This window comes from Anabaena sp. CCY 9402-a, from assembly GCF_963920945.1.
In the GTDB taxonomy this organism is placed as follows: Bacteria; Cyanobacteriota; Cyanobacteriia; order Cyanobacteriales; family Nostocaceae; genus Trichormus; species Trichormus minutissimus.
The window spans coordinates 1-20977 of record NZ_CAWUDL010000010.1; the positions used below are offsets into that span (position 1 = coordinate 1).

The window sequence follows — 20977 nt, forward strand, 5'->3', positions numbered from 1 at the left end:
GTTCCGAAATTTCATATCACTCATCAGCTTGCTAGCCTTAACTGAACCGTATTGGATTCAAGGGTTTAAGGCCAGCCCTTTCAAAGCGAACAAATGAACTACTAAGGCAAAGGCTAAAACCCGTTCCCAATATAGGTTATCAATGATAAATTCAAGGTATCCTTGGCAATATCAGTACCAGGGTGCTGGAAAATGCTGTCCTCAATATGCCAATTTGTACTATTCTCAACTAGATTCAGTTTTTGTCAAGCGACAACGATTTTCAGTATTACAGGCTAGTCGAGAAGCACGCTGTTGGATGAGAACATCTAAATCTGGTCGTCCTGTCAGTGAAAGTCGCCAATCTGCCCAGATACTGTATAAAGTATCTGCAAGCGCACCAATGATTGGTAATTTGGTGACAGCGTAAACCCAACCCATTCCCAGTTCTTCGTATACCCGTCGAAAAACCTCAACATTTTTGATTACACTTCCATTTGGTAAAACTGCATGAATGCGCCCCATTGCGGTTTCAAAATTAACACCACCATGATTTTCAGGAGTGTAATCATCGGCTGCAATATCTACAAACGCTACTATTCCTCTACCCGCATCCTGCTTTTGCAAAAAGTTGACTTCCCGTAGACATAAAGGACATTCTCCATCGTAGAGTAGTTTGATTTTCCAAGATTGGCTATTGGCTGAAGGCATCATAAATATTTCTTAATTAAACTTTACAATAATTATAATTTATAGGTAGAGTTAATGCTTAAGAATAGACAGTAGAGACTAAGTTATAGCAAGTCGCCTGTTAATTGATTTGAACGTCACGCGACGTTCAAAAAGTGAATATACTGAACTTAATTAAGTGCAATAGTGCCAATTTTCAACAGATGCAACTAGAAGAAATTTTATTGGAATTAGAGAACAATACAAAAAAGTTTCCCCGTTTAGCTTTAGAAAGAGCGATTGAGGAACGAGAAGCTATAACTCCTATATTATTATCAACTTTAGAAAGGTTGAGTAATAATCTTGAAGAGTTATTAGAGAAAGAAGAATATATCTTACATCTTTATGCCTTATATCTACTAGCACAATTTAGAGAACCGTTAGCGTACCCTATAATTATCAACTTTTTCTCAGTGCCAGGAGAAATGGCATTAGATGTAACCGGAGATATAGTAACTGAAGATTTATGTAGAATACTTGCTTCTGTTAGTGGGGCAAATATTGAACCAATAAAACAGCTTATAGAAAATCCAGAAGCCAATGAATATATTAGAGGTGCGGCTTTAGAGTCGTTATTAGTTTTGGTGGCTCAAGAAGTTATTACTAGAGAAGAAGTTATACAATATTATGCCGAACTATTCTCAAATACGAGTTGGGGTAAAGATGATTATATTTGGACGAATCTAGTTAGTAATAGTGCAGAACTTTGTGCGACTGAACTAAAGGAAGAAATTGATAGAGCGTTTGAAGAGGATTTAGTTGAACAGTTTTTTATTAGTCAAAAAAATGTAAATGATGACCTACAAGTGGGAACAGAAGCGGCTTTGAAGAAACTGCGCGAAAATCCCCGTTACTCTTTCATTGAAGATGTAATATCAGAAATGAAAGGCTGGGCTTGTTTTTACCCTGAAAGATTCCAAAAACTCGATAATAGATTAATTAAACCAGAAGAGGTTACTTCTTTTATCCCCAAAAAAGGCAAAAATCAAGCTAAGAAGAAGAAAAAAATGCAAGAACAATCTCGTCGAAGAAATCGTACTAAAAAAAATAAGTAATCAGTAAATTTAAGATTAAAGTATTAGATTGAATGCTAATAAATGAATGCTGAATATTTAGTAATAGCTGTAACTGCTATTTTTGTCTTTAATTTTAAAATTTTATGGTTGATTAACTTTTCTGGTTGATTACTTTGTCATGGTGTAACATACTCGATTGCAAGATTGATGGTATTTTATTGTTGCACAAACTCTTTGATCTCAATGGCGATACAAGATATGACACTCAATTTATATTTACTGCGACATGGAGAAACTACTTTTAGTCAAAGTGGTAATTTCTGTGGTGAAACTGATGCAGAGTTAACATCTGAAGGGATGCAGATGGCATCTAGTTTTGCCGATGTGTATAAAAAATTGAAGTGGGAGGCTGTTTATGTTAGCCCAATGAAGCGTGCAATTGCAACTGCCAAGCCATTTTGTGATGCTATCGGTATGGATATGCAGTTGCGTGACGGACTGAGGGAAGGTAGTTACGGCGAATGGGAAACTAAGAGTAAATCCTTTGCTCAAGAGAATTACGCTCAAAACTATGTAAAATGGTTGACAGAACCAGCTTGGAATGCACCAATAGGTGGAGAAACTGCGGTAGATATTGCCAACCGTTCTATGCCTGTAATTGCTGAAATTCAAGAAAAACATCCCCAAGGTAATGTTTTAGTAGTTTCCCATAAAGCCACAATTCGGATTATGCTTTGCAGTTTACTAGGAATTGATTTGGGACGCTATCGCTATCGGGTGAATATTTTGGTCGCGTCTGTAAGTATGGTGAAATTTGACGTTAATGGCCCTTTGCTAGAAATACTAGGCGATCGGTATCATATACCCGATCATATTCGCTGTCGTCCAGGAACATAATAATCCCTACTTGTAGCATCGCTTGAGAACAAAAAAGAAAGGTTGAGGTAGGTTTTTATAATCCATGATTCCGAACAGAGTATTCTCATCTACTTTTCTAAAAGAATCATTGATTGGTAAATAATCATAAATCATGGTAGCAGAAACTTTTCCTCTATACTCCATCATTTGCAGTTTTGTTTGACTGTTCTCAGTCTTCATTAAATAATTTATTGACACCAGTAATGGTTTTAGGAAATTATTTTTGTGTATCGGTAATTTTAAGTTCCAGTTCATTAAACCGAGATTGGGTGCAACCTGAAAAATTTTCCTTTGAGTATCTAAAAATCAATACGGTTCAGTTAAAGGTTATTGGTGTAGATAATTGGTGTTGATTGACGCGATTTATCGCGTCAATCAAATTCTTCAGTACATCTGGCATCGAGTCTTTTGACCACAGACTCATTGTCTTAAATCCTTTTGCTGTTGATAACGTTGTTTAAATAGTTGTTGCTGTTTTTTATGATCCACAATGGGTTCAGGATAGCCAACAGCGTGACGTTCTAAAGGTGTAATCTTACCTGTCACCAAATATTCCGTATCTATAGACCGCAATTCAGGCAACCACTGGCGGATATACTCAGCATCAGCATCGAATTTTTGGGACTGACTAGCTGGGTTAAAAATCCGCACGGGTTTGGGATCCATACCGCTAGAAGCACTCCATTGCCAACCGCCATTATTAGCAGATAAATCACCGTCAATTAATTTCTGCATGAAGTATTTTTCACCCCAATGGGGATTAATTAACAAGTCTTTAGTGAGGAAACTAGCCACAATCATCCGACAACGGTTGTGCATCCAGCCAATTTCATTTAACTGGCGCATGGCTGCATCTACGATGGGGTAGCCGGTTCTTCCCTCACACCAAGCTTGAAAATGTGCCGTGTTACTTTCCCAGGGGAAAGTTTTAAACGCATCACGGTAAGCACCCTCAGCTAGTTCCGGGAAGTTATACATAGCGTGTTGATAAAATTCTCGCCAAGCTAGTTCTTGTTGCCAAGTGCGGATACTTGCGATCGCTTCTTCGCTGTTATAGTTTTCTAATGCTTCTATTGTGGCTTGCCAAACGGTGCGAATACCAATTACGCCAAATTTTAAACCTGCACTCAGTTGTGATGTCCCATCAATGGCGGGGAAATTACGCTGTTCTTGGTATTCTGTAATAGCTTTGGCGTTAAATTCCTCTAGTTTTTCTTGTGCGGCTGCTTCCCCTGGGGGAAGTATTAAATCTGCATCCCAAACAAATCCTAACTCTTTAGCTGTAGGTAAGGCGATCGCTCCTGCTTGTTTGGCCAGTTCCTGTTCTGCTTCCGTTAATCCTGCCGCATTTTGTAAGGTTTCTACTGGTTTAGCCTTCGGTTTGCTGTACCAATTTTTCCAGAAGGGTGTGTAAACCGTGTAAGGTGCATTGCTAAGAGAGAAAATTTCCTCTGGTGCGTGCAGAATTTGATCCCAGTTGTGGGTGAGAAATTCTATCCCTTTTGCTTTTAGAGTTTCAATGATAGCGCGATCGCGTGTTTGGGAGTAGGGTTCTACATCCCAATTCCAAAACACAGCTTTAGCTTGCAACACCTCAGCCAAATTAGGAATCACGTGTACAGGATCACCCTGAAGGATTAATAACTGACTTCCCGCCTGTGCGTATCGCTGTTGTAGTGCTTGCAAACAGCCGATCATATAAGTAACTCTAGCTGGTGCAACATCATCCCGTTCGAGAATATTAGGGTCAAGACAAAAAACACCCACTACGTGAGAACTTCGCTCTCTTGCCAAAGCTAATCCAGTATTATCAGCAATGCGTAAATCACGACGATGCCAAAACAAAATTAAGTCAGACATTTTAGATTTATATATAGTTCACTCGTACTAGCTTAAACTGTAGTCACATCATTTCATATCGTCTTAAATTTTGTTTCTAAACTTAAAACACCTTGGTCTGCATCCAAAGTAGCTATAGCACCCACGGGTAAAGCTGCATTGGGGCTATCATGACCAAAAGGTAAGTCAGAGACAATCGGAATATTTAAACCCCCCAAGCGATCGCGCACAACTTCTTCTACACTAAAACTGGGTATATTGGCAGGCGGTTCACATCTGCTAAAGCTTCCTAAAGCGATACCCTTAACTTTACCTAGAACACCACTTAAACGCCACTGGGTGAGCATTCGATCAATGCGGTATGGTGCTTCGGTGACATCTTCTAAAGCTAAAATTACACCATCTAAATTGGGTAGAAGGGGTGTAGCTAACAAATGGGTTGCTACAGTCAGATTTCCAGGTAATAACAGGCCAGTGACCACACCACCACCCCAAGGGCAACCCTTGAGATGTTCAAGCGGTCTTCCTTCCACCCAATTGAATAAACGCTCAATTGACCAAGTTGGCTCATCGGCTAAAGTTGTCATTACGGGAGCATGAACCCCAGATATACCTGCGTTGTAAAGACTCCACAACAAAGCCGTAATATCAGAAAAGCCAATTAGCCATTTAGGAGTCGATGAGTTAGTTTCCCAAGACCAATTTTCTAAGATGCGGGTACTACCAAAACCACCTCTAGCGCAGAGGATACCGCGACAATCAGGATCTTGCCAAGCAGTAGCGAGTTGATGACGGCGGTTTTCATCCTTGTCAGCGAGATATCCCCAACTGTAGTGAATATTATCACTCACTTCGACACGATAACCGCGCGATCGCCAAATTTCTATACTTAGCTGCAAAGCCTTAAATTCTCGCAACGCACCACTAGGGGTGATCACTCGTAGTAAATCTCCTGGTCTAAGAGGTGCAGGTAATATTTTCGATTCCATCAATTATAGTTTGGTTGAGCAGATTTCATCGGATTTTACATTTATAAGCTATTTATTCTCAACCTTAAATTTACAAAGCACTATACAGACAAAACCCACCTATGCAGGTAAGAAGAGTGCTGTTAGCGGTAGCGAGCGGGGCGTTTAGCCCGTTCCGTTAGCGGTAGCGCGGCGTTTAGCCGGTGCTGAGTTAAAAGACCACCCACTTTCTTGTGAGGTATCAACCTACGCCTGAAAAAAAGATTCCGCCCACGTTCGCGCAGCGTCCCGTAGGGAGAGGAGGGGCTTTTATTAAGTACAGAAGTACCGAATAAGTTTTAATTTACTCATTACTCAGCACTCAGCACTCAGCACTCAGCACTCAGCACTGAGTTAGTGTATCTTCACTCCGTACCCTTGAGAAAGTACCAAGTAACAAAACAGGGTAATATAGCTATGTTCGATTGCAACTTGAATTACTCACAATTATGGTAAAAAGCTATGTAACCAGTGCTTTTGTGCAAGCATTGGGATCTGAAGTATTTGCGGTATTTGGCTGGAGTCAGCGACAAACATATCCAATAATAGCTAAATCTTGGCTGGCAACATTAGAAATCTTTATTTGTGAACATAACTTAGAAGCAGCCTATCAAAAGTTTCAAGTAATTCAATCGACACCAATTTCTCAGTCAATTACTACAGCAGTATTACCCTATAAGCAGCCCCTAACGGAATCAAAAGAATTGCTAGTTTTTCTGGGAAATCAAAAACTAACTATTCTAGGTAATGGGTTCAAAAGCTATATTGATCAAGAAAAGACATTAGAACTTAATAGCTTTAGTCAAACAAGTCCTCAAGTATTACTAGAATTATTTGCTCAACAAAAATTAGAGGATGATTTATTACAAATTGATAGCTTCAATTCATTTAAATCGCTAGTTGAAAGTTTAGAAAAAATAGGACTAATTTCACCGGAGGTTGGAGCTTTAAATTGGGGTGATTTCAGGAAAATAACTCCTATTTGTCACGTGACAGGGTTCACACGAGGAACTCCAATTGACCGCTACTATCTGCAAAACTTTGTAAGTAAAATTAAGGATCAGGTAGTTGGAAACGTCTTAGAAGTTGGCGGTGTTGCCAAGGATCGAGAATTCTATCAATTTGATCTGGCCTCCACCTATCGGATTATGAATTTAGAATCAGGTTCTGGAATTGATTTAGTAGGTGATGTTCATGATGTTTCGCTGATTGAAACAGAATCTCTAGATGGGGTGGTAATTTTTAATGTATTAGAACATTGTTATTCTCCTTGGATTGCTGTTGAAAATATCTACAAATGGTTAAAACCAGGAGGAAAATGCTTTTGTATGGTTCCTAATGCTCAAAGATTGCACGATCGCCCTGGAGACTACTGGCGACCCTTACCTGATGGTGTAAACTGGCTATTTCGCAACTTTTCCCAACGCCAAATTTCCATCTATGGCAATCCTTTAACTGTAATCGCTAGCTTTCATGGGGTGGCGACTGAAGAACTGACTTCCGAAGAATTAGATGAATTTCATGCTGATTATCCCGTTTCTACTTGTATTGTGGCGACAAAATAAAGACTGAAGTCAAACTAGTTAATTGATGTGCTTTTGACTCAAATACGATATATTTACAAATCAGCAATGCAGTGGCAAAAACACAAACAAACATGAAAATATTGTTCCCTTATACCCCTATAATTTTACATCCATAAACCCTTTTTCACGCTAGCACTTATTATCCATAAGCTCCCATGACTAAAATTTTCTTACGGCCTAACACAATAGATGAAGTAGCCTTCCGTTCTGTTGTTGAAAAAAACGAATATCGAATTCCTGAAAAGCTTCAACCAGAAGATCGGATCATTGACATTGGAGCGCACATAGGATGTTTTTCCTACCTATGCTGGCAACGAGGGGCGCGAAAAATCGAAGCTTTTGAAGCTAATTTAGAAAATGCTGAACTAGCACAAAAAAATCTTGTTTCTACAAATGTGGTAATCCATTCAAAAGCTGTTTGGCGTTCAGACAATAAACAAGAGGCTGAGTTATATCATTCTGGCTATACACAAATGTTACCTGATGGGCCTGATACTGTGGGAATTAACACAGCATCAGGGAATATTTTCGCGTCAATTGGTCAACCCGTAACCGTAGTAGCCCTTGATGATATCATTGGAGATTCAACGGTGAAAATTCTCAAAATCGATTGTGAAGGAAGTGAATTTCCTATACTTCTCACCTCTAAACGCTTACGACAAGTCTGCTGTTTTGTCGGGGAGTATCATCTGATGGACTCTATCCCCAGTGCAGCACAGGTAGAAGGGTTCGAGAAATATACTGTAGGAACGTTGGCAGATTTATTCATTAGTCATCGCTTTAGAGTTGAATTTATCCCCTATCCCGATGCTCGGTTTTCTAATGTCGGAAATTTCTTCGCCTATAATCTTGACTTAGATTAAGTATTTGTAGGGTGTGTTACGTAGCCTAACACACCGACAAGATTGCAGGAGAAAAATTCACATTGTAATTTACCTCCCCCTACGCATATTTCAAAAATCAAATATGAGTTCTATTGAACTGAATATGCTAAAATTTTGAGCGTTTGCAGATCATGTAGTTTAAGTATATTCTTATGGCCTTAAGTCAGGTATTTTCTCATATATACAAAGTTAATCTCTGGGAAAGTTCAGAATCTCTTTCAGGCCGCGGCTCTGAAATTTCTATCACTGCAAAAATCCGTGAGTCTTTGCCAATACTATTGCAAAATTTAAAGGTGCAGTCTATCGTAGATGCTCCTTGCGGAGATTTTAACTGGATGAGCCAAATTTCTTTAGATGGTATTGATTATGTGGGGCTAGATATTGTTCCTGAAGTTATTGAAAAGGCTCAAAAAAAATCTACTCACTCTCGCATAAACTTTAGAACAGCAGATATTACTAACTCTGATATTCCTAAAGCAGATTTAATAATTTGTCGAGATTGCTTAGTGCATCTATCCTATCAAAATATTTTTCGCATTTTCCACAACTTTCAACGGAGTAAATCAACTTATTTATTAACTACAACTTATCCTAATTTGACGAGTAATCGAGATGTTCCCAGTGGTTGTTGGCGAGCATTAAATCTGGAAAAACCTCCTTTTAACTTTGGTCAACCTCTTTATTTACTTGATGATCCATCCGATGATACAGGTAACACAGATAAATCTCTAGCTTTATGGCGTTTAGAAGACATTATCCTTTCACCTCCCTCTCCTTGGAGTCTTTCTAGTTTAAAAGTTAGTACGATTTCTGGAATCAGGCGATTTATTCCTTCGTTTATGTTGTAGGTTTTGTTTAAAAATACCCAATTTCCAGCCAAAAACCCAGAATTAATTTTAAGAGAAACCTATTACAGCACAACTTAAATTTTTAATTCACGGCGGTACTAGGGGTGTACATTTGTGCGCCCCTAATGTGTGGTCTATTTACTCAGAACTCATTACTTATTTCCAAATTAAATCGAGGCGTTCTTGAGCCTCTTTTAAGCTTTTTTCTGGAGATGCACCTAGAATTGTAGACTCAATGGCACGACCTAGACTATCAGACAGGCGACTGTAGCCAGGAATAATGGGTCTAGCATCTGACACAAATAATTGGTCTACAAAGACTTTCATTACTGGTTTTTGCTTGATGAATTCTTGATAAGCTGGGCTTTGGGCAGATTTCACATTTATCGGTAAAAAACCTGAGCCAATACTCCATTCAGTTTGGAATTCTTCACTGATCAGGTATTCTAAAAACTTCGATGCTGCTTGTTCTTTTTCAGGTGTGGTTTTCATCACAAACATATTACCACTAGCCAGTACGTTGCCAGGACGAATATTGATCGGAATTGGCATGACACCAAAATCCACTTGACTTTTCATGATGAATGTCCAAGGCCCTGTCAACTGCATCGCTACACGACCAGCCAAAAAGTCATCTTCTTCGTATCCCCGTTCTGGTGCAGATAATTTAGTTGAGCCGTCTTTAATTAAATCTTGCCAAAATTGTAAAGCAGCGATCGCATTTGCATTCACCATATGAGGATGGCCATTTTCTAGGACTGTGCCATTACTACTGAACAAAAAAGGCAACCAAGTTGCAACTGTCCATTCTCCTTTACCCAAAGGCATTAATAAACCATACTGGTCGGGACGTTGATCACCATCGCGATCTATGGTAAGTTTCTTCGCAACTTCTCTGAATTCTTGCCAAGTTTTTGGTAATTCGGTAATTCCCGCCGCTTTAAACAAATCTGGTCTATAAAAAACACCAACATTACCAGCCAGCAGTGGTACTGACCAAATGTGACCGTCTAGCTGCATTTCAGCAAAACAATTGGGGAGAATTTCGGATTTGAGGGGTGATTTATCTAGCCATCCTTCTAGAGGTTGAATTGCTCCTAATTCCACCAATTGACCTGTGATTTGGGGATTAAAAAACAACATATCTGGCGGGACATTACCCACAACAGCAGTCAGTATTTTGGGTAACTGTTGGTCTAGTTGACCTGTATAGAGAGATTCTATCTGAATATCAGGATGAGCTTGGTTAAATCGGGCTACTAATTTTTGAAATAAATCCCGATTAACAGGCGGATTAATCGAGTGCCATAAAGTGAGATGTATAACTCCCGTGTCTTGGTATGTTGTCGGTTGACAGCCTGATAATATAAGACCAAAACATAAGCAAATAACCAGAATTGAACTCTGCCACAAACTTGTAATTCGCCGAAAATAGGGTATAATTTGGGATAAAATATAAATAGTTTTCATGGTATGTAATTAGCTCAACTAGAGTTTTATTTAGAAAATGATAATCATCTGTCATTGCAAATAATAATAACCCGTGGAAACTATTATTAGTAATTCGTCATAGCCAAAGCCAACATGATTAATAGCATAGTCATATTTAATAGAAGAAAATGATCACAAATCAAAGCAACTCACTCAAGTTGCTGATGTTATCTACACCAGTAGGTGCGATTGGTTCAGGCGTGGGAGGTGGAGTAGAACTCACTCTGAGTAATATTGCCCAGGAAATGATCCGACGTGGACATACTCTAAAGATAGTAGCTCCTAGTGGCTCAATAGTAAAAAATGTGCCAGTGGTGGAAATTTCTGGCGAAGTCCAAACACCAGCGCAAACGCAGACTCGTGATGAGCCGATTATTTTGCCGCAAAACTCCGTATTGGCGAATATGTGGGACTATGCTCACCAAGTTCAGACAGATTATGATTTAATCGTCAACTTTGCCTATGATTGGCTACCTTTATATCTGACGCCATTTTTTAGCTGTCCCATTGCTCATTTAATCAGCATGGGTTCTTTAACCGATGCAATGGACGGCATACTTGAGCAAGTAGCAACTAAGTTTCCTGGTACGATTGGCGTTCATTCACTCACACAAGCACAGACATTTACCTTTGCAGAAGAATGTCGTTGTTTAGCTAATGGAATGGACTTATCGATTTATCAGTTCTGTGCTGAAATGGGTGATTCCTTGGCTTGGGTGGGTAGAATTGCACCGGAAAAAGCTTTAGAGGATGCAGTAGCAGCAGCAAAAATTACCGGAATTACCCTCAAAATTTTCGGGTTTAAACAAAATGAGCAATATTGGCAAGAAATTTTGCAAAAATACCCCGATGCTCCCATAGAATATGTAGGCTTTCTCCCCACAGAACAACTACAACAGGAATTAGGTAAATGTCGGGCATTATTAGTAACACCGCGTTGGGTAGAAGCCTTTGGTAACGTGGCGATTGAGGCGTTAGCCTGTGGTGTACCAGTGATTGCTTATCGTCGTGGGGGACTCACGGAAATTGTCAAAGATGGTGAAACTGGCTTTTTAGTAGAACCAGATAGCGTTGACGGATTGGTGAATGCGATCGCACAATTAGATAAAATCGATCGCCGTGCTTGTCGTCAACAGGCTGAGGTAGAATATTCTCAAGAAGCAATGGGCGATCGCACTGAGCAGTGGTTTAGATATATCGTGAGGTACAAGAACCCCACTCCCCGCAAGCAAGGAGGGGGCTATGATATACCCATGTGATTAGGAAAAAACTTTAGCTATCGCAGCAGATTTTGGTAAATTAACTTGCAATTTCTTAGACATTGCTTCTCTAGCCTGCATAGCTAAAGTATCATCTAAAGATTGTAAAGTGATTGGCTGCTGATACTTTAATCGCAATGCTGTTTGAATTAACCAGTCAGCAACAAAGGGATTTTTAGGTAATAATGGCCCGTGGGAATAAGTGGCGATCGCATTTTGATAAAACGCGCCTTCTGTACCATCTTCGCCATTATTACCTAAGCCATATACGACTTTTCCCAATGCTTCCACTTTACCTAGTTTGGTGCGTCCGCCGTGGTTTTCAAAACCTACTAAATAGGGTTTGCTTCCCGTCATTGCTTCTAAATCTTTCGCTAGTCTGCTGGCTGTAACTTCTATCACTAAGTTACCGATGCAACGCTTAGTATTTTCGCCGGGATGGATGGAGACTAAATCGAGTATCCCTAAACCTTCAATGCGCTGTCCAAAAGCTGGCTCGTAATAGTGTCCTAAGAGTTGGGGTGAACCACAAGTAAAAACGCCTGGCGTACCGTTTTCGATTTTCTCGCGGATAGCTTCAGCTTTCGCACCTTGCAAATCACGCATGACAATCTCTTGCTGTCTATCTTGCGCGCCACCACCTACTATCACGTCTACAGATTTAATATCATCTGCTGTGGAATTTTGGTCAAGGGGTAATACTTTCACACTGTATCCCCGCCATTGAGCGCGACGTTCTATAGTAATCACATTACCGCGATCGCCATAGGTACTCATTAATGTAGGATATAGCCAACCGATTGTTAATTCTAGATTCATAGTTTGAATGGGGACTGGGGACTGGGAACTGGGGACTGGGGACTGGGAATTATGCAATCAGGCTTTTTTTCCTAATACCTAATCGCCGATACCCAATACCCAGTCCCTAATTTAAAGGATTTTCCTACCTGTGAGGACTTCTCGCACTTCTAGCATGGCTGAGTAGGTGGGGAGAATGTGCAGGGTTTCATCTGCTGGTGTGTGTTCTAAAGCAGTGGCGATCGCTTGCTTTAAGTCTGCCTCAACTATTAAATTTAGATTACTCTGGGGTGATTTTTCACTGTAACGCAGACGTAAGGCCATATCATAGACGCGATCGCCACTCACTACTAAAGTCCCGCCACGTTCGACTAGTTTTTCTGTGTCTACGTCCCAAATCCAGGATACATCTGTACCGTCGGGAGTGCGATCGTTTAACACCATTAATGTAGTTTTATCGGTGCTTTGAGTCACAACGCGAATTGTCTCATTCGTCCCGACAGGATTTTTTGATAATAAAATTCTGACTCGTTTACCATCAATCACTAAATCTTCTGCACGTCCAAAAGCAGCTTGAAAGGTATTAATAGTGTTGCGAATTGTACTTTCATCAACGCCTAATTCTATAGCGGCTGTGGCTGCGGCTAAGGTGTTGTATTTGTTGTATAAACCAACTAAAATCTGTTGCCATTCACTACTTACTAACGCTGGTTGACTCTTAGTAAAACCACAACTAGGACAAGTGAAATCTCCTAAATGAGATAAATACACACCTTTGTAATCTAAAGAATGTCCACATCGCGGACAATAAATAGAATCAACGGCGTGAGGAATAGCTTCTAAATAATGTTCTGGTTCATTTAAACCAAAGAATAATACTTTTTGGGGTAACTGTTGACCGAGATAGGATAAAGTTGGGTCATCAGCATTAGGAATAACTACTGTTTCTGGCGGGAGAGTCGAGATAACTTTTGTCCAGCGTTTGCTGATGGTGTCTACTTCGCCGTATCTATCGAGTTGATCCCGAAATAGATTCAAACACAGGATAATTCTTGGCTGGAGTGGTTTTAATACCTTGGGAACAATATTCTCGTCTACTTCCAGAATTGCATAATCAACATCCAGCGTCCCCACCAAGTTACTGTTTTCTAGGAAAGCTGTCATCAAACCATTTTCCAGATTTGCACCCGTGGAGTTATGACAGACACGAAAACCTTTGTTTTCCAATATCGTGCATAATAGCAACGCCGTAGTAGTTTTGCCGTTAGTACCAGCAATCATAATCACGCCGTTTTTGACTTGCTGGCTCAATAATTCTAACAGTCGGGGTTCAATACGGCGAGCGATCGCCCCTGGTAATACACTAGCAGCACCCAGACGCAGCGACTTTACCCCAAAGGTGACGCTTTTCGCCACCAACACCGCAAACCCTAAACGCACTCTATCTATAAGTTTTATCTTATTACCCACATCCATACCCTAATTCTTTTGATCAATAGTCAATCGTCAATAGTCAATAGTCAATAGTTTTTCTTCCCCAGCTTTTCTCTGTCACCTATCACCTATCACCTATCCCATAGATCCCCCTAGGCGTTATCTTAAAAAAAGTGGACGGGCGTAATTATATATCCAGCCCTGGTTGCCTAATTCAGCACACCTAACGATAAATAGTAGCTTGCAAGGTGCATTTTGATGATTAGTATCATGTTTTCTTTTTTACGTAAAAAAAATGCTGACTGGCGGCGGTTGGTTTCCAAATGCCTGTTTTTACTGACTTTATTATTAATTGTTAGTACACAGTCAGCTTTAGCAGGTGTTAACGATGACCTTTATGATGGCAATATCTTCGTAGTTTATGCTGGTAACGGTTCGCTAGTACCACCTAAAGTAACCCTAGCGCAATCTTTAGCCGAACATAAACCAACGGTGTTGGCTTTCTATCTGGATGATAGCCGTGATTGTAAACAGTATGCGATCGTTATTTCCCGGATACAAGAATTTTATGGTCAAGTAGCTGAGATTATGCCACTTAATATTGACACTATCCCAGCCAAAAAAAGCTATGAACCCACAGAACCAGGATATTACTATACTGGAGGTGTGCCTCAAGTTGTAGTGTTTAATCAGTCAGGTGAGGTGGTTTTAAATAAGCAGGGTCAAGTCGCCTATGAAGATATAGATGACAGTCTGCGAAAAGTGTTTGATTTATTACCCCGCACCGAAACAACACAGTTAAAACGCCGATCATTCAATGAGTTTAGTAGTGAATTAGCCAAATAACTTTGGGGTAGACCAAATTGGTCTGCCCTAAGTTTTCGTACCGCCTGTTACTGTATTCTTCATCCTGTAAAAGCTAATGTTGAGATATCAAATTTTTTAGTCGTTATTCATTAGTCAACATTCCAAGGCTTTTGACTAGTGAATAATGATTGATTAATGACCAATGACGAGTAGAGTGTGTTCTGATGTCAAAGGTTTACACTACCGAGGAACTAATTCAAATTTTGGCAGAAGAACGTCAAGCCTGCCTTAAAGGAGAACGTCTGAAGATAGAAGTAACAGTTTCTGGTAATCCTTTGATTGACCAGTTTATTAGAACAGATGGGCTACAAAAATTCACCGCCTATCAAGATTTTAAAGCTGCTATTCACGTTTATCAACAAGAAAATCAAGTTTCGGGAATTGTTTGGCGCGAGATGACAGTCAAAGGTAAAAGCCTGCGCTATCCAGAAGTAGATACCCAATTAATTGCCCTGGCTAATGATTTGGAAATAATCAAATCAGCGAAAAATTCTATTTTGAATTTTTGGTATGAAGTCACTGCACAAATGGATTTATATTTGAGTTTTAATAATAGTAAACAATATCAAAAAATTACAGTACCTGATGTAGAAAGAATTGCTCAAATAACAGAATGGGCTAGTTTCTCGAAGTGGGAAAATGCTAATTTTTTAGAGATGATTTTACAGATGGGATGGGGTAAACCAGAAGAAGCCAGTTATAAACGTGGTAGACCAAAATCAGGTAGTGAGTTTATTCATGCTGTCAATCCTGGTAATCAGCCGATTGGTTGATTTATAGATAGTTATTCAGATAACCCAACATTAATATTTTTGTTTCTGTTAAAAGCCGTTGACGCATTTCAGGATTTTGGTTTGTAGCTAGCCATAGCAAATCACCCACTACTTTCACTATTACCAAAGCGATCGCCTGACATTTTTCAGCATCTAGCGTAGGGTTAATTCTACCAAAAAAAGCCGCGAGTTCATCAACAATCCGATATTCGTACTTATCCATGGCCTCAATTGCTGGATATGTCATCAAATTCAGTAGTTGTTCATAAACCGCCCGATATCCCGGATGGCTATTCATAAAATGATCGAAAGCATCAATCACCCTATCAACATACACCTCTACAGGTAAAGTCTCTGCTTCTTGTGTGTGCAGTTGGGCAAACAACTGATACTCCTGTTGGAAATATCGAGTTGCTAAGGCTTTGAGAATCGCTTCCTTATCGGGGAAGAACTGATACAACGAACCTACCGGAACTTTAGCACGAGTTGCGATCGCTCGCGTCGTCGTCTGTTCATATCCCACCTCAATAAATAACTCCTCTGCTGCATTCAAAATGCTATCCACTCGCTCTTGACTCCGCAACTGCTGCGGTTGGCGACGCATTTTTGAGGCGTTGGGGGAATTTTTCGCTGTCATTAATTTAAATCTTGACAAAACATGAACGTTGTTCATATATTGAAAACGTGAACGGTGTTCATATTAATTATCCCCTCTTCACGAGTTTTTGTCATGCAAACCCTCAACCCTGCCACTATTCAGCCGCTTACACTTGATTCGGAAGTCCAACGGCAGATGAATTTCCAGTTTTTGACAGCGATGAAAGGCTTTTTTACATTACTCACAACAGAAGACAGTCTAGATGCCGTTGATGAACTGAGTAGCATCTTAATTCATAGCCGCGCTTTTGAACTGGCGGCTGAAGCTATGCAGATTAATCCCGATGTGGCAAGTTTAATCCAAGAACGTTACAGTCCTCCAGCCCATAATTTAGAGCAACTGTTGCAACTTCCACCTGATTCCTTGGGTTATCTCTACGCTTCCAGACTCAAGGAATTGGGTTTTGAACGTATTGATTTAGATATTGACATCAATTCAGATACCGCTTATATCGAGTATCGCTGGCAACAAACTCATGATATTTGGCATCTGATTACGGGTTTTAGTGCGAGCAGCATTGAGGAAATTGGACTACAGGCATTTTATTTAGCACAGTTTCGCCTACCCCTGGCTGGGATGTTAATTGCCAATGCTTTGATAAGCATAACTTTACTCACTCCAGAAGATTTACCCCAACTTCTCGAAACCATTGCCCAAGGCTGGATGATGGGATTAAAAGCAAAGCCCTTATTTGCTCAAAAGTGGGAAGATGCTTGGGAAAAACCTCTATCTCAATGGCAAGCTGAATTAAATATTCAACCATTGAACGCCTAACTCTATGTTGACAAAACCTTGCCATCTCTGGTTTCGTCTCATTCGCAAAACTTACCCCTGGTTATCTCTGGTTATACAGGGTAGACGCGTGATATTTGCTGCCAGTGTTGAGCAAATGCGCGAACGAGTTCGGTTTTGGATACTATTTTATAAGTTGGACTTTGCTAATCTGTTAGCGATCGCTATTGAATTAATTCAACCAGAATTTTGGGTTTAATTCAGCCAGTCCTTTCCAAAAACTGCTTACCACAATCTTTGCAGAGATAGCGTTGCTTCCCGTGACGATGCCCATTTTTAGATAAGCGGGATGAATGACAGTGAGGACACATCATTACTTTCATTACCTGCTTTGCTGATTGCTGTGTGTGAGGAGTCAAATATGCGACTAATAAAGCCTTAATTTCCGCATAACGGGCTGGTCTTTGGTTTGCATTTTGGCGTAAAGCATTCAGTAGTAAAGAGTTGTAACATATGTGAACCGTTTCTGCTAAAAGTTCGCTTTTTTCTACCGCTAAATCTGGATTCCACTGCCGAAAAAAGACGGCGAATTGTGTGACTAACTGCTCATTAAAGGTTTCATCAAATAACTGAAACAAATCTGGTGCAACAAAATACTGGATATACACGACACGAGACATAGGATTTTCAAAGTATTCCGCGTAGGTATTCACCATGCGTTCAATAAACTCTGATAATGGCTTTTGCTTGTCTGCTGACTGCATCATCTGGATATTAATCTTTGTCACCTGTTCCATGTGACGAGTTTCCAGAGCGTGAAAAATTGCTAATTTATCAGGAAAAAACTGATATAGAGAACCAATCGCCGTTTCAGCCTTCGCCGCAATCATGTGGGTGGTTGCAGCTTCATATCCCACCTCTACAAATACTTCTGCTGCTGCTTGGAGAATTTTCTCTACTCGTTCTTGACTCCGCTTTTGCTGCGGTTGACGACGCATCAAAGTAGAGTCTGATTTTTTTCTAATCATAGTTGACAAACATGAAGAATATGTCGTATTTTTAGATTTAAATATGAAACTTTCGTCACAATTTTAATCTAGTGATGGCGAACGTTGAGCGATCGCATTCATTTCACATACCTTACTTGGGAGACTCCTATGGAAGCAATTCTGCCTGGCGCACCGTGGTTAATTGCTCATCGTTCCATGCTAGGCATTAACAAACCTCATAAAATCACCTTGAATGGACAAGATTATGTACTGTGGCAAAATCAACAAGGTGAAGTTTTTGCCCTTGATAACATTTGTCCACATATGCAAGCACCGTTATCAGATGGCTGGATTTGTTCAGATAGGGGTACAATTGCCTGTCCCTTCCATGCGCTAGAGTTTGATGGACAGGGAAGACTTCACAATGCTGGTAAAGTGGGAAGCCAACCCCTCACGAGTCCTTTGGAACTAGTGATTCAAGACGATTGTATTTGGACATACGGCGGCTATACTCCCAAAATTCCCGTCCCGAATCTCATCTCCACACTCAGTGCAGGTATGAGCTTTTTAGGTGTAGCTGGAGAAAAAAGTATTCGCGGTACTTTTGTGGACAGTATATCTATCAACTATGACTACAACCATCAAAACGGCACACACCGAGAGTTATTTGGCATAAAAGCCAATCGCATCCCCCTATTTGAGCATGATGGCTATCATGCTCAAGTTGTGCAAGAACTAGATCGTGCAGATAGTACCTGGAATGATATCCTCAAAAATCCTGTTGTCCTCACTGCACCCAAGACGTACACAGGCATATTAGAATATGCTTTCCCCGCACTGACAACTTTTCGTGCTGATTTCCCCATTGGAGAAGTTTTGCAAGTTCATGCGTTGTACCCAGAAACCGCAACCCAAACTAAAACCTTCGTTTTAGTCTATAGCCAACCCAAACACCCAATCTTCAAGCCATTAATGGGACGCTTTATATTAAGTGCAGTGGAAACAGTTGTAGAGCAAGATACACGCACCATTGAAACATCTTATCCTCGCCAGCCAGCCAAGATTCGCCTACCCAACGAAGAAATTATGTTTCATGCCCAAAAGCTCTATCGTGAATGGTAAGCAATAAATTACGAATTAGTAATTATCTCCCTCGCCAAATCTATCGCCTCTTGGGGTGTTGAGACTTTCCCCTCAGCTTGTGCTACACCAATTTCCGTCAGCAGTTGACCTACAACTGGCGATGGCGGAATATTTAGTGCTATCATTATATCTTTACCACTTACTAGCTGAGTGGGATGAGCGACCAGATCATCAGGGTTAAGGTAGCGGCTGATCAATGGTGCGTATACCCCGAAAGGATTTGTGCCAGACATCGGCTCTACCAGATTATCGTATACTAAGGCTAACAAAATTGTAGCCGTGAATACAATTCCTGCTTCTTGGAATAAAAAATACTGTTCTCGCACGGTATCAGCTAACTTTAGCTGAGGGAACAATTTCAAAGCAGTAGTGATAGCGCGAACTTCAGCGCGGCTATAGGTAAGTTCCTGTAGTTCGTTTTCTGCTGTTGTTGGCTCTGGATGGACAAGACAGGCCAGTTTAGCAAGACCTAACCAAGTAGTTTTGACTGTATCACGCACATAATGTTGTAGTTCTACACCTAGCTGTGGCCAATTTTCTGTAACTAATGTCGCTACGGTGTCAACTGCTGCGAGTTTGTCGAAGCTTTTAGAAGTGGCGTTTTGAAAGAATGGTGCAAGTAACCCATCTTCCCCAGCCTTAGTTATCCAAGGTGTACCCTGAGAACTAGCTAGCAAGTAACCAATTTCTACCCGGACTCGTTCTGCGGCTACTTGGGATATATGCGATGCTAAAGCACGGATAGTATTTTGGGTATTTGGCTCAATATTAAAACCCAGTTGAGCAGCTTGGCGATAGGCACGCAATAGGCGCAGAGGGTCATCGGCTAAATTGCTGGGTGATATCATGCGTAATAGACCCAACTCTATATCATCACAGCCGTGTAGAGGGTCGATGATTTTTTGGGTGTGTGGATTATAGGCGATCGCATTTATTGTAAAATCCCTTCTATGTAAATCAGTCTCTAAACTCTGTCCTTCCTGTTGAGCAAAATCAGCAGTCGCATCAGGAAACACCACACGAGCAATTTGACGTTCTGAGTCGAGTAAGACAAAACCTGCTTGGTAATGATGTGCGATCGCTCTTGCTACCTTGACCGCATCCGATGGGATAATAAAATCAAGATCCCAATATTCACGCTTTCTACCTAAGATAGCATCCCGCACTGCACCACCTACCATGTAAGCAGTTCGTGGCAACCTTTCCAGACTAAAAGGCCAATTTTCAGGAGCTAAGTTAGTAAGAACATGAGGGTACATCTTAATAAAAATCAACCCAGCAACAGGTGAATAAAGGTTTGGCTTAAGCTAGATTAACAATAATCAAGGCATCTGGAGTTGGTTCTATTATGTGTATTTGCGTAAACTGCCACTATGTAGATCGCTGTGTAACTTATAATGCCGTCGAGACACAGCACCAACAGCCCCACTTAACAGAAACCCCAAATTTTGATCCCAATGAACCTTCTATCAACGTTAACATCCGTACTCAAGAAGATGTGATTGAAATGGAATGGGATGTGGTTGGTTGTCTCAGCTTTAAACAAGAAACAGGTAAGTGGTCAAAGCTACGTCCAGGCGAATTAGTACCGACTTGATGAAGAAAGTCAAATTTCATCATACAACAATCGGAAAAGTTTTTTAAATCACTTTTCCGATGACAACTTAGATTTATGAGCTATGAATTAAAACCATTTTCCATGTCCATAGCCATAGCCATAGCCATAGCCTCCTGAGTAGTAGCTTCTCGGAAAAGAATTGTAAGAAGCTTGGGAATAAGAGCCACTGTAAGTACCAAATCCAAAGCCACTACTATAACCACCGCCGGCAATCAATTCTATTGTTTGATTAGTCAATTTATCAAGAAAGGTTTCAGAATCTTGAAACAAATCATGACCTGTAGCATAAATCTCATCAATTGTGATATTAGCCATCTAACTTGCTCCTGAATCAATCATATTTAACAACAAAATTAGTTAGACATAATGGAATGTAGAGAGGAATTGCATCAATACTTAGGAATGGCTG

General features: G+C 40.4%; 23 protein-coding genes. 12 read left to right on the forward strand and 11 right to left on the reverse strand.

Features of this window, described 5'->3' with window-relative positions; all coding sequences use genetic code 11:
* Positions 1-225: 225 nt before the first annotated feature.
* Complete coding sequence (locus ACM0OR_RS05405; RefSeq protein WP_414575332.1) at positions 226-693, reverse strand: thiol-disulfide oxidoreductase DCC family protein; 468 nt, start codon at positions 691-693, stop codon at positions 226-228.
* Positions 694-872: 179 nt separating this feature from the next.
* Here ACM0OR_RS05405 and ACM0OR_RS05410 point away from each other — a divergent pair, with 179 nt between their 5' ends.
* Positions 873-1763, forward strand: a complete 891-nt coding sequence (locus ACM0OR_RS05410) for a DUF1186 domain-containing protein (protein WP_414575333.1) — start codon at positions 873-875, stop codon at positions 1761-1763.
* 219 nt (positions 1764-1982) lie between these two features.
* Entirely contained in the window at positions 1983-2621 is a 639-nt protein-coding gene (locus ACM0OR_RS05415; protein WP_414575335.1) for a histidine phosphatase family protein, read from the forward strand.
* 6 nt (positions 2622-2627) lie between these two features.
* Here ACM0OR_RS05415 and ACM0OR_RS05420 read toward each other — a convergent pair whose 3' ends face one another.
* From ACM0OR_RS05420 to ACM0OR_RS05430, 3 genes are all read right to left on the reverse strand, one after another.
* Positions 2628-2897: a DUF4334 domain-containing protein gene (locus tag ACM0OR_RS05420; protein WP_414575336.1), complete on the reverse strand. Its 270-nt coding sequence runs from the start codon at positions 2895-2897 to the stop codon at positions 2628-2630.
* Positions 2898-3062: 165 nt separating this feature from the next.
* Positions 3063-4502, reverse strand: a complete 1440-nt coding sequence (locus ACM0OR_RS05425) for a deoxyribodipyrimidine photo-lyase, 8-HDF type (RefSeq protein ID WP_414575337.1) — start codon at positions 4500-4502, stop codon at positions 3063-3065.
* Between the two features lie 53 nt (positions 4503-4555).
* Entirely contained in the window at positions 4556-5470 is a 915-nt protein-coding gene (locus tag ACM0OR_RS05430) for a S66 peptidase family protein (protein WP_414575338.1), read from the reverse strand.
* A 467-nt stretch (positions 5471-5937) separates the two neighbouring features.
* Here ACM0OR_RS05430 and ACM0OR_RS05435 point away from each other — a divergent pair, with 467 nt between their 5' ends.
* The 3 genes from ACM0OR_RS05435 to ACM0OR_RS05445 all read left to right on the forward strand — a co-directional run bounded on the left by ACM0OR_RS05435 (position 5938) and on the right by ACM0OR_RS05445 (position 8806).
* Entirely contained in the window at positions 5938-7053 is a 1116-nt protein-coding gene (locus ACM0OR_RS05435; RefSeq protein WP_414575339.1) for a class I SAM-dependent methyltransferase, read from the forward strand.
* Positions 7054-7229: 176 nt separating this feature from the next.
* Complete coding sequence (locus ACM0OR_RS05440) at positions 7230-7937, forward strand: FkbM family methyltransferase (protein WP_323269185.1); 708 nt, start codon at positions 7230-7232, stop codon at positions 7935-7937.
* 314 nt (positions 7938-8251) lie between these two features.
* On the forward strand, positions 8252-8806 hold the full coding sequence (locus ACM0OR_RS05445) for a class I SAM-dependent methyltransferase (protein ID WP_414575340.1): 555 nt from the start codon (positions 8252-8254) through the stop codon (positions 8804-8806).
* 156 nt (positions 8807-8962) lie between these two features.
* On the opposite strand, the gene ACM0OR_RS05450 is transcribed toward ACM0OR_RS05445, so the two are convergent.
* The gene (locus ACM0OR_RS05450) at positions 8963-10276 is read right to left on the reverse strand and encodes an ABC transporter substrate-binding protein (RefSeq protein ID WP_414575341.1); all 1314 of its coding nucleotides are present in this window, start codon (positions 10274-10276) and stop codon (positions 8963-8965) included.
* A gap of 149 nt (positions 10277-10425) precedes the next feature.
* Between ACM0OR_RS05450 and ACM0OR_RS05455 the strand changes: the two genes are divergently transcribed.
* On the forward strand, positions 10426-11556 hold the full coding sequence (locus ACM0OR_RS05455) for a glycosyltransferase family 4 protein (protein ID WP_414575344.1): 1131 nt from the start codon (positions 10426-10428) through the stop codon (positions 11554-11556).
* Here the strand turns inward: ACM0OR_RS05455 and ACM0OR_RS05460 are convergent, their stop codons facing one another.
* The gene (locus ACM0OR_RS05460; protein ID WP_414575345.1) at positions 11557-12375 is read right to left on the reverse strand and encodes a type 1 glutamine amidotransferase; all 819 of its coding nucleotides are present in this window, start codon (positions 12373-12375) and stop codon (positions 11557-11559) included.
* 111 nt (positions 12376-12486) lie between these two features.
* Positions 12487-13830 carry a MurT ligase domain-containing protein gene (locus tag ACM0OR_RS05465; protein ID WP_414575347.1) on the reverse strand — a complete coding sequence of 448 codons (1344 nt, stop codon included), beginning with the start codon at positions 13828-13830 and terminating at the stop codon, positions 12487-12489.
* 216 nt (positions 13831-14046) lie between these two features.
* Between ACM0OR_RS05465 and ACM0OR_RS05470 the strand changes: the two genes are divergently transcribed.
* Together ACM0OR_RS05470 and ACM0OR_RS05475 are read left to right on the forward strand one after the other, a co-directional pair.
* A complete protein-coding gene (locus ACM0OR_RS05470) occupies positions 14047-14634 on the forward strand; it encodes a thylakoid membrane photosystem I accumulation factor (protein ID WP_414575349.1) in 588 nt (195 codons plus the stop codon).
* A gap of 185 nt (positions 14635-14819) precedes the next feature.
* Positions 14820-15428 (forward strand): hypothetical protein, encoded by a 609-nt coding sequence (locus ACM0OR_RS05475; protein ID WP_323266924.1) that lies wholly within the window; start codon positions 14820-14822, stop codon positions 15426-15428.
* Between the two features lies 1 nt (position 15429).
* Here the strand turns inward: ACM0OR_RS05475 and ACM0OR_RS05480 are convergent, their stop codons facing one another.
* Entirely contained in the window at positions 15430-16065 is a 636-nt protein-coding gene (locus tag ACM0OR_RS05480) for a TetR/AcrR family transcriptional regulator (RefSeq protein ID WP_323266925.1), read from the reverse strand.
* 93 nt (positions 16066-16158) lie between these two features.
* Here ACM0OR_RS05480 and ACM0OR_RS05485 point away from each other — a divergent pair, with 93 nt between their 5' ends.
* The gene (locus ACM0OR_RS05485; protein ID WP_323266926.1) at positions 16159-16860 is read left to right on the forward strand and encodes a Coq4 family protein; all 702 of its coding nucleotides are present in this window, start codon (positions 16159-16161) and stop codon (positions 16858-16860) included.
* A gap of 4 nt (positions 16861-16864) precedes the next feature.
* Complete coding sequence (locus ACM0OR_RS05490; protein ID WP_414575350.1) at positions 16865-17077, forward strand: hypothetical protein; 213 nt, start codon at positions 16865-16867, stop codon at positions 17075-17077.
* A gap of 1 nt (position 17078) precedes the next feature.
* Here ACM0OR_RS05490 and ACM0OR_RS05495 read toward each other — a convergent pair whose 3' ends face one another.
* Positions 17079-17846, reverse strand: coding sequence for a transposase-like zinc-binding domain-containing protein (locus ACM0OR_RS05495; protein ID WP_414575351.1), 768 nt, complete (start codon positions 17844-17846; stop codon positions 17079-17081).
* A 129-nt stretch (positions 17847-17975) separates the two neighbouring features.
* Between ACM0OR_RS05495 and ACM0OR_RS05500 the strand changes: the two genes are divergently transcribed.
* Positions 17976-18929: a Rieske 2Fe-2S domain-containing protein gene (locus ACM0OR_RS05500; RefSeq protein WP_414575352.1), complete on the forward strand. Its 954-nt coding sequence runs from the start codon at positions 17976-17978 to the stop codon at positions 18927-18929.
* Positions 18930-18937: 8 nt separating this feature from the next.
* On the opposite strand, the gene ACM0OR_RS05505 is transcribed toward ACM0OR_RS05500, so the two are convergent.
* Complete coding sequence (locus tag ACM0OR_RS05505; RefSeq protein WP_414575353.1) at positions 18938-20209, reverse strand: CCA tRNA nucleotidyltransferase; 1272 nt, start codon at positions 20207-20209, stop codon at positions 18938-18940.
* 89 nt (positions 20210-20298) lie between these two features.
* Between ACM0OR_RS05505 and ACM0OR_RS05510 the strand changes: the two genes are divergently transcribed.
* Entirely contained in the window at positions 20299-20547 is a 249-nt protein-coding gene (locus ACM0OR_RS05510) for a Ycf34 family protein (protein WP_190697749.1), read from the forward strand.
* Positions 20548-20634: 87 nt separating this feature from the next.
* On the opposite strand, the gene ACM0OR_RS05515 is transcribed toward ACM0OR_RS05510, so the two are convergent.
* Positions 20635-20883 carry a hypothetical protein gene (locus ACM0OR_RS05515; RefSeq protein ID WP_414575354.1) on the reverse strand — a complete coding sequence of 83 codons (249 nt, stop codon included), beginning with the start codon at positions 20881-20883 and terminating at the stop codon, positions 20635-20637.
* Between the last annotated feature and the right edge of the window lie 94 nt (positions 20884-20977).

Coding starts and splice junctions, on each gene's coding strand:
- ACM0OR_RS05405 (WP_414575332.1), bottom strand. CDS start 693: ATGATGCCTTCAGCCAATAGCCAATCTTGGAAAATCAAACTACTCTAC.
- ACM0OR_RS05410 (WP_414575333.1), top strand. CDS start 873: ATGCAACTAGAAGAAATTTTATTGGAATTAGAGAACAATACAAAAAAG.
- ACM0OR_RS05415 (WP_414575335.1), top strand. CDS start 1,983: ATGACACTCAATTTATATTTACTGCGACATGGAGAAACTACTTTTAGT.
- ACM0OR_RS05420 (WP_414575336.1), bottom strand. CDS start 2,897: ATGAACTGGAACTTAAAATTACCGATACACAAAAATAATTTCCTAAAA.
- ACM0OR_RS05425 (WP_414575337.1), bottom strand. CDS start 4,502: ATGTCTGACTTAATTTTGTTTTGGCATCGTCGTGATTTACGCATTGCT.
- ACM0OR_RS05430 (WP_414575338.1), bottom strand. CDS start 5,470: ATGGAATCGAAAATATTACCTGCACCTCTTAGACCAGGAGATTTACTA.
- ACM0OR_RS05435 (WP_414575339.1), top strand. CDS start 5,938: ATGGTAAAAAGCTATGTAACCAGTGCTTTTGTGCAAGCATTGGGATCT.
- ACM0OR_RS05440 (WP_323269185.1), top strand. CDS start 7,230: ATGACTAAAATTTTCTTACGGCCTAACACAATAGATGAAGTAGCCTTC.
- ACM0OR_RS05450 (WP_414575341.1), bottom strand. CDS start 10,276: ATGAAAACTATTTATATTTTATCCCAAATTATACCCTATTTTCGGCGA.
- ACM0OR_RS05455 (WP_414575344.1), top strand. CDS start 10,426: ATGATCACAAATCAAAGCAACTCACTCAAGTTGCTGATGTTATCTACA.
- ACM0OR_RS05460 (WP_414575345.1), bottom strand. CDS start 12,375: ATGAATCTAGAATTAACAATCGGTTGGCTATATCCTACATTAATGAGT.
- ACM0OR_RS05465 (WP_414575347.1), bottom strand. CDS start 13,830: ATGGATGTGGGTAATAAGATAAAACTTATAGATAGAGTGCGTTTAGGG.
- ACM0OR_RS05470 (WP_414575349.1), top strand. CDS start 14,047: ATGATTAGTATCATGTTTTCTTTTTTACGTAAAAAAAATGCTGACTGG.
- ACM0OR_RS05475 (WP_323266924.1), top strand. CDS start 14,820: ATGTCAAAGGTTTACACTACCGAGGAACTAATTCAAATTTTGGCAGAA.
- ACM0OR_RS05480 (WP_323266925.1), bottom strand. CDS start 16,065: ATGACAGCGAAAAATTCCCCCAACGCCTCAAAAATGCGTCGCCAACCG.
- ACM0OR_RS05485 (WP_323266926.1), top strand. CDS start 16,159: ATGCAAACCCTCAACCCTGCCACTATTCAGCCGCTTACACTTGATTCG.
- ACM0OR_RS05490 (WP_414575350.1), top strand. CDS start 16,865: ATGTTGACAAAACCTTGCCATCTCTGGTTTCGTCTCATTCGCAAAACT.
- ACM0OR_RS05495 (WP_414575351.1), bottom strand. CDS start 17,846: ATGATTAGAAAAAAATCAGACTCTACTTTGATGCGTCGTCAACCGCAG.
- ACM0OR_RS05500 (WP_414575352.1), top strand. CDS start 17,976: ATGGAAGCAATTCTGCCTGGCGCACCGTGGTTAATTGCTCATCGTTCC.
- ACM0OR_RS05505 (WP_414575353.1), bottom strand. CDS start 20,209: ATGTACCCTCATGTTCTTACTAACTTAGCTCCTGAAAATTGGCCTTTT.
- ACM0OR_RS05510 (WP_190697749.1), top strand. CDS start 20,299: ATGTGTATTTGCGTAAACTGCCACTATGTAGATCGCTGTGTAACTTAT.
- ACM0OR_RS05515 (WP_414575354.1), bottom strand. CDS start 20,883: ATGGCTAATATCACAATTGATGAGATTTATGCTACAGGTCATGATTTG.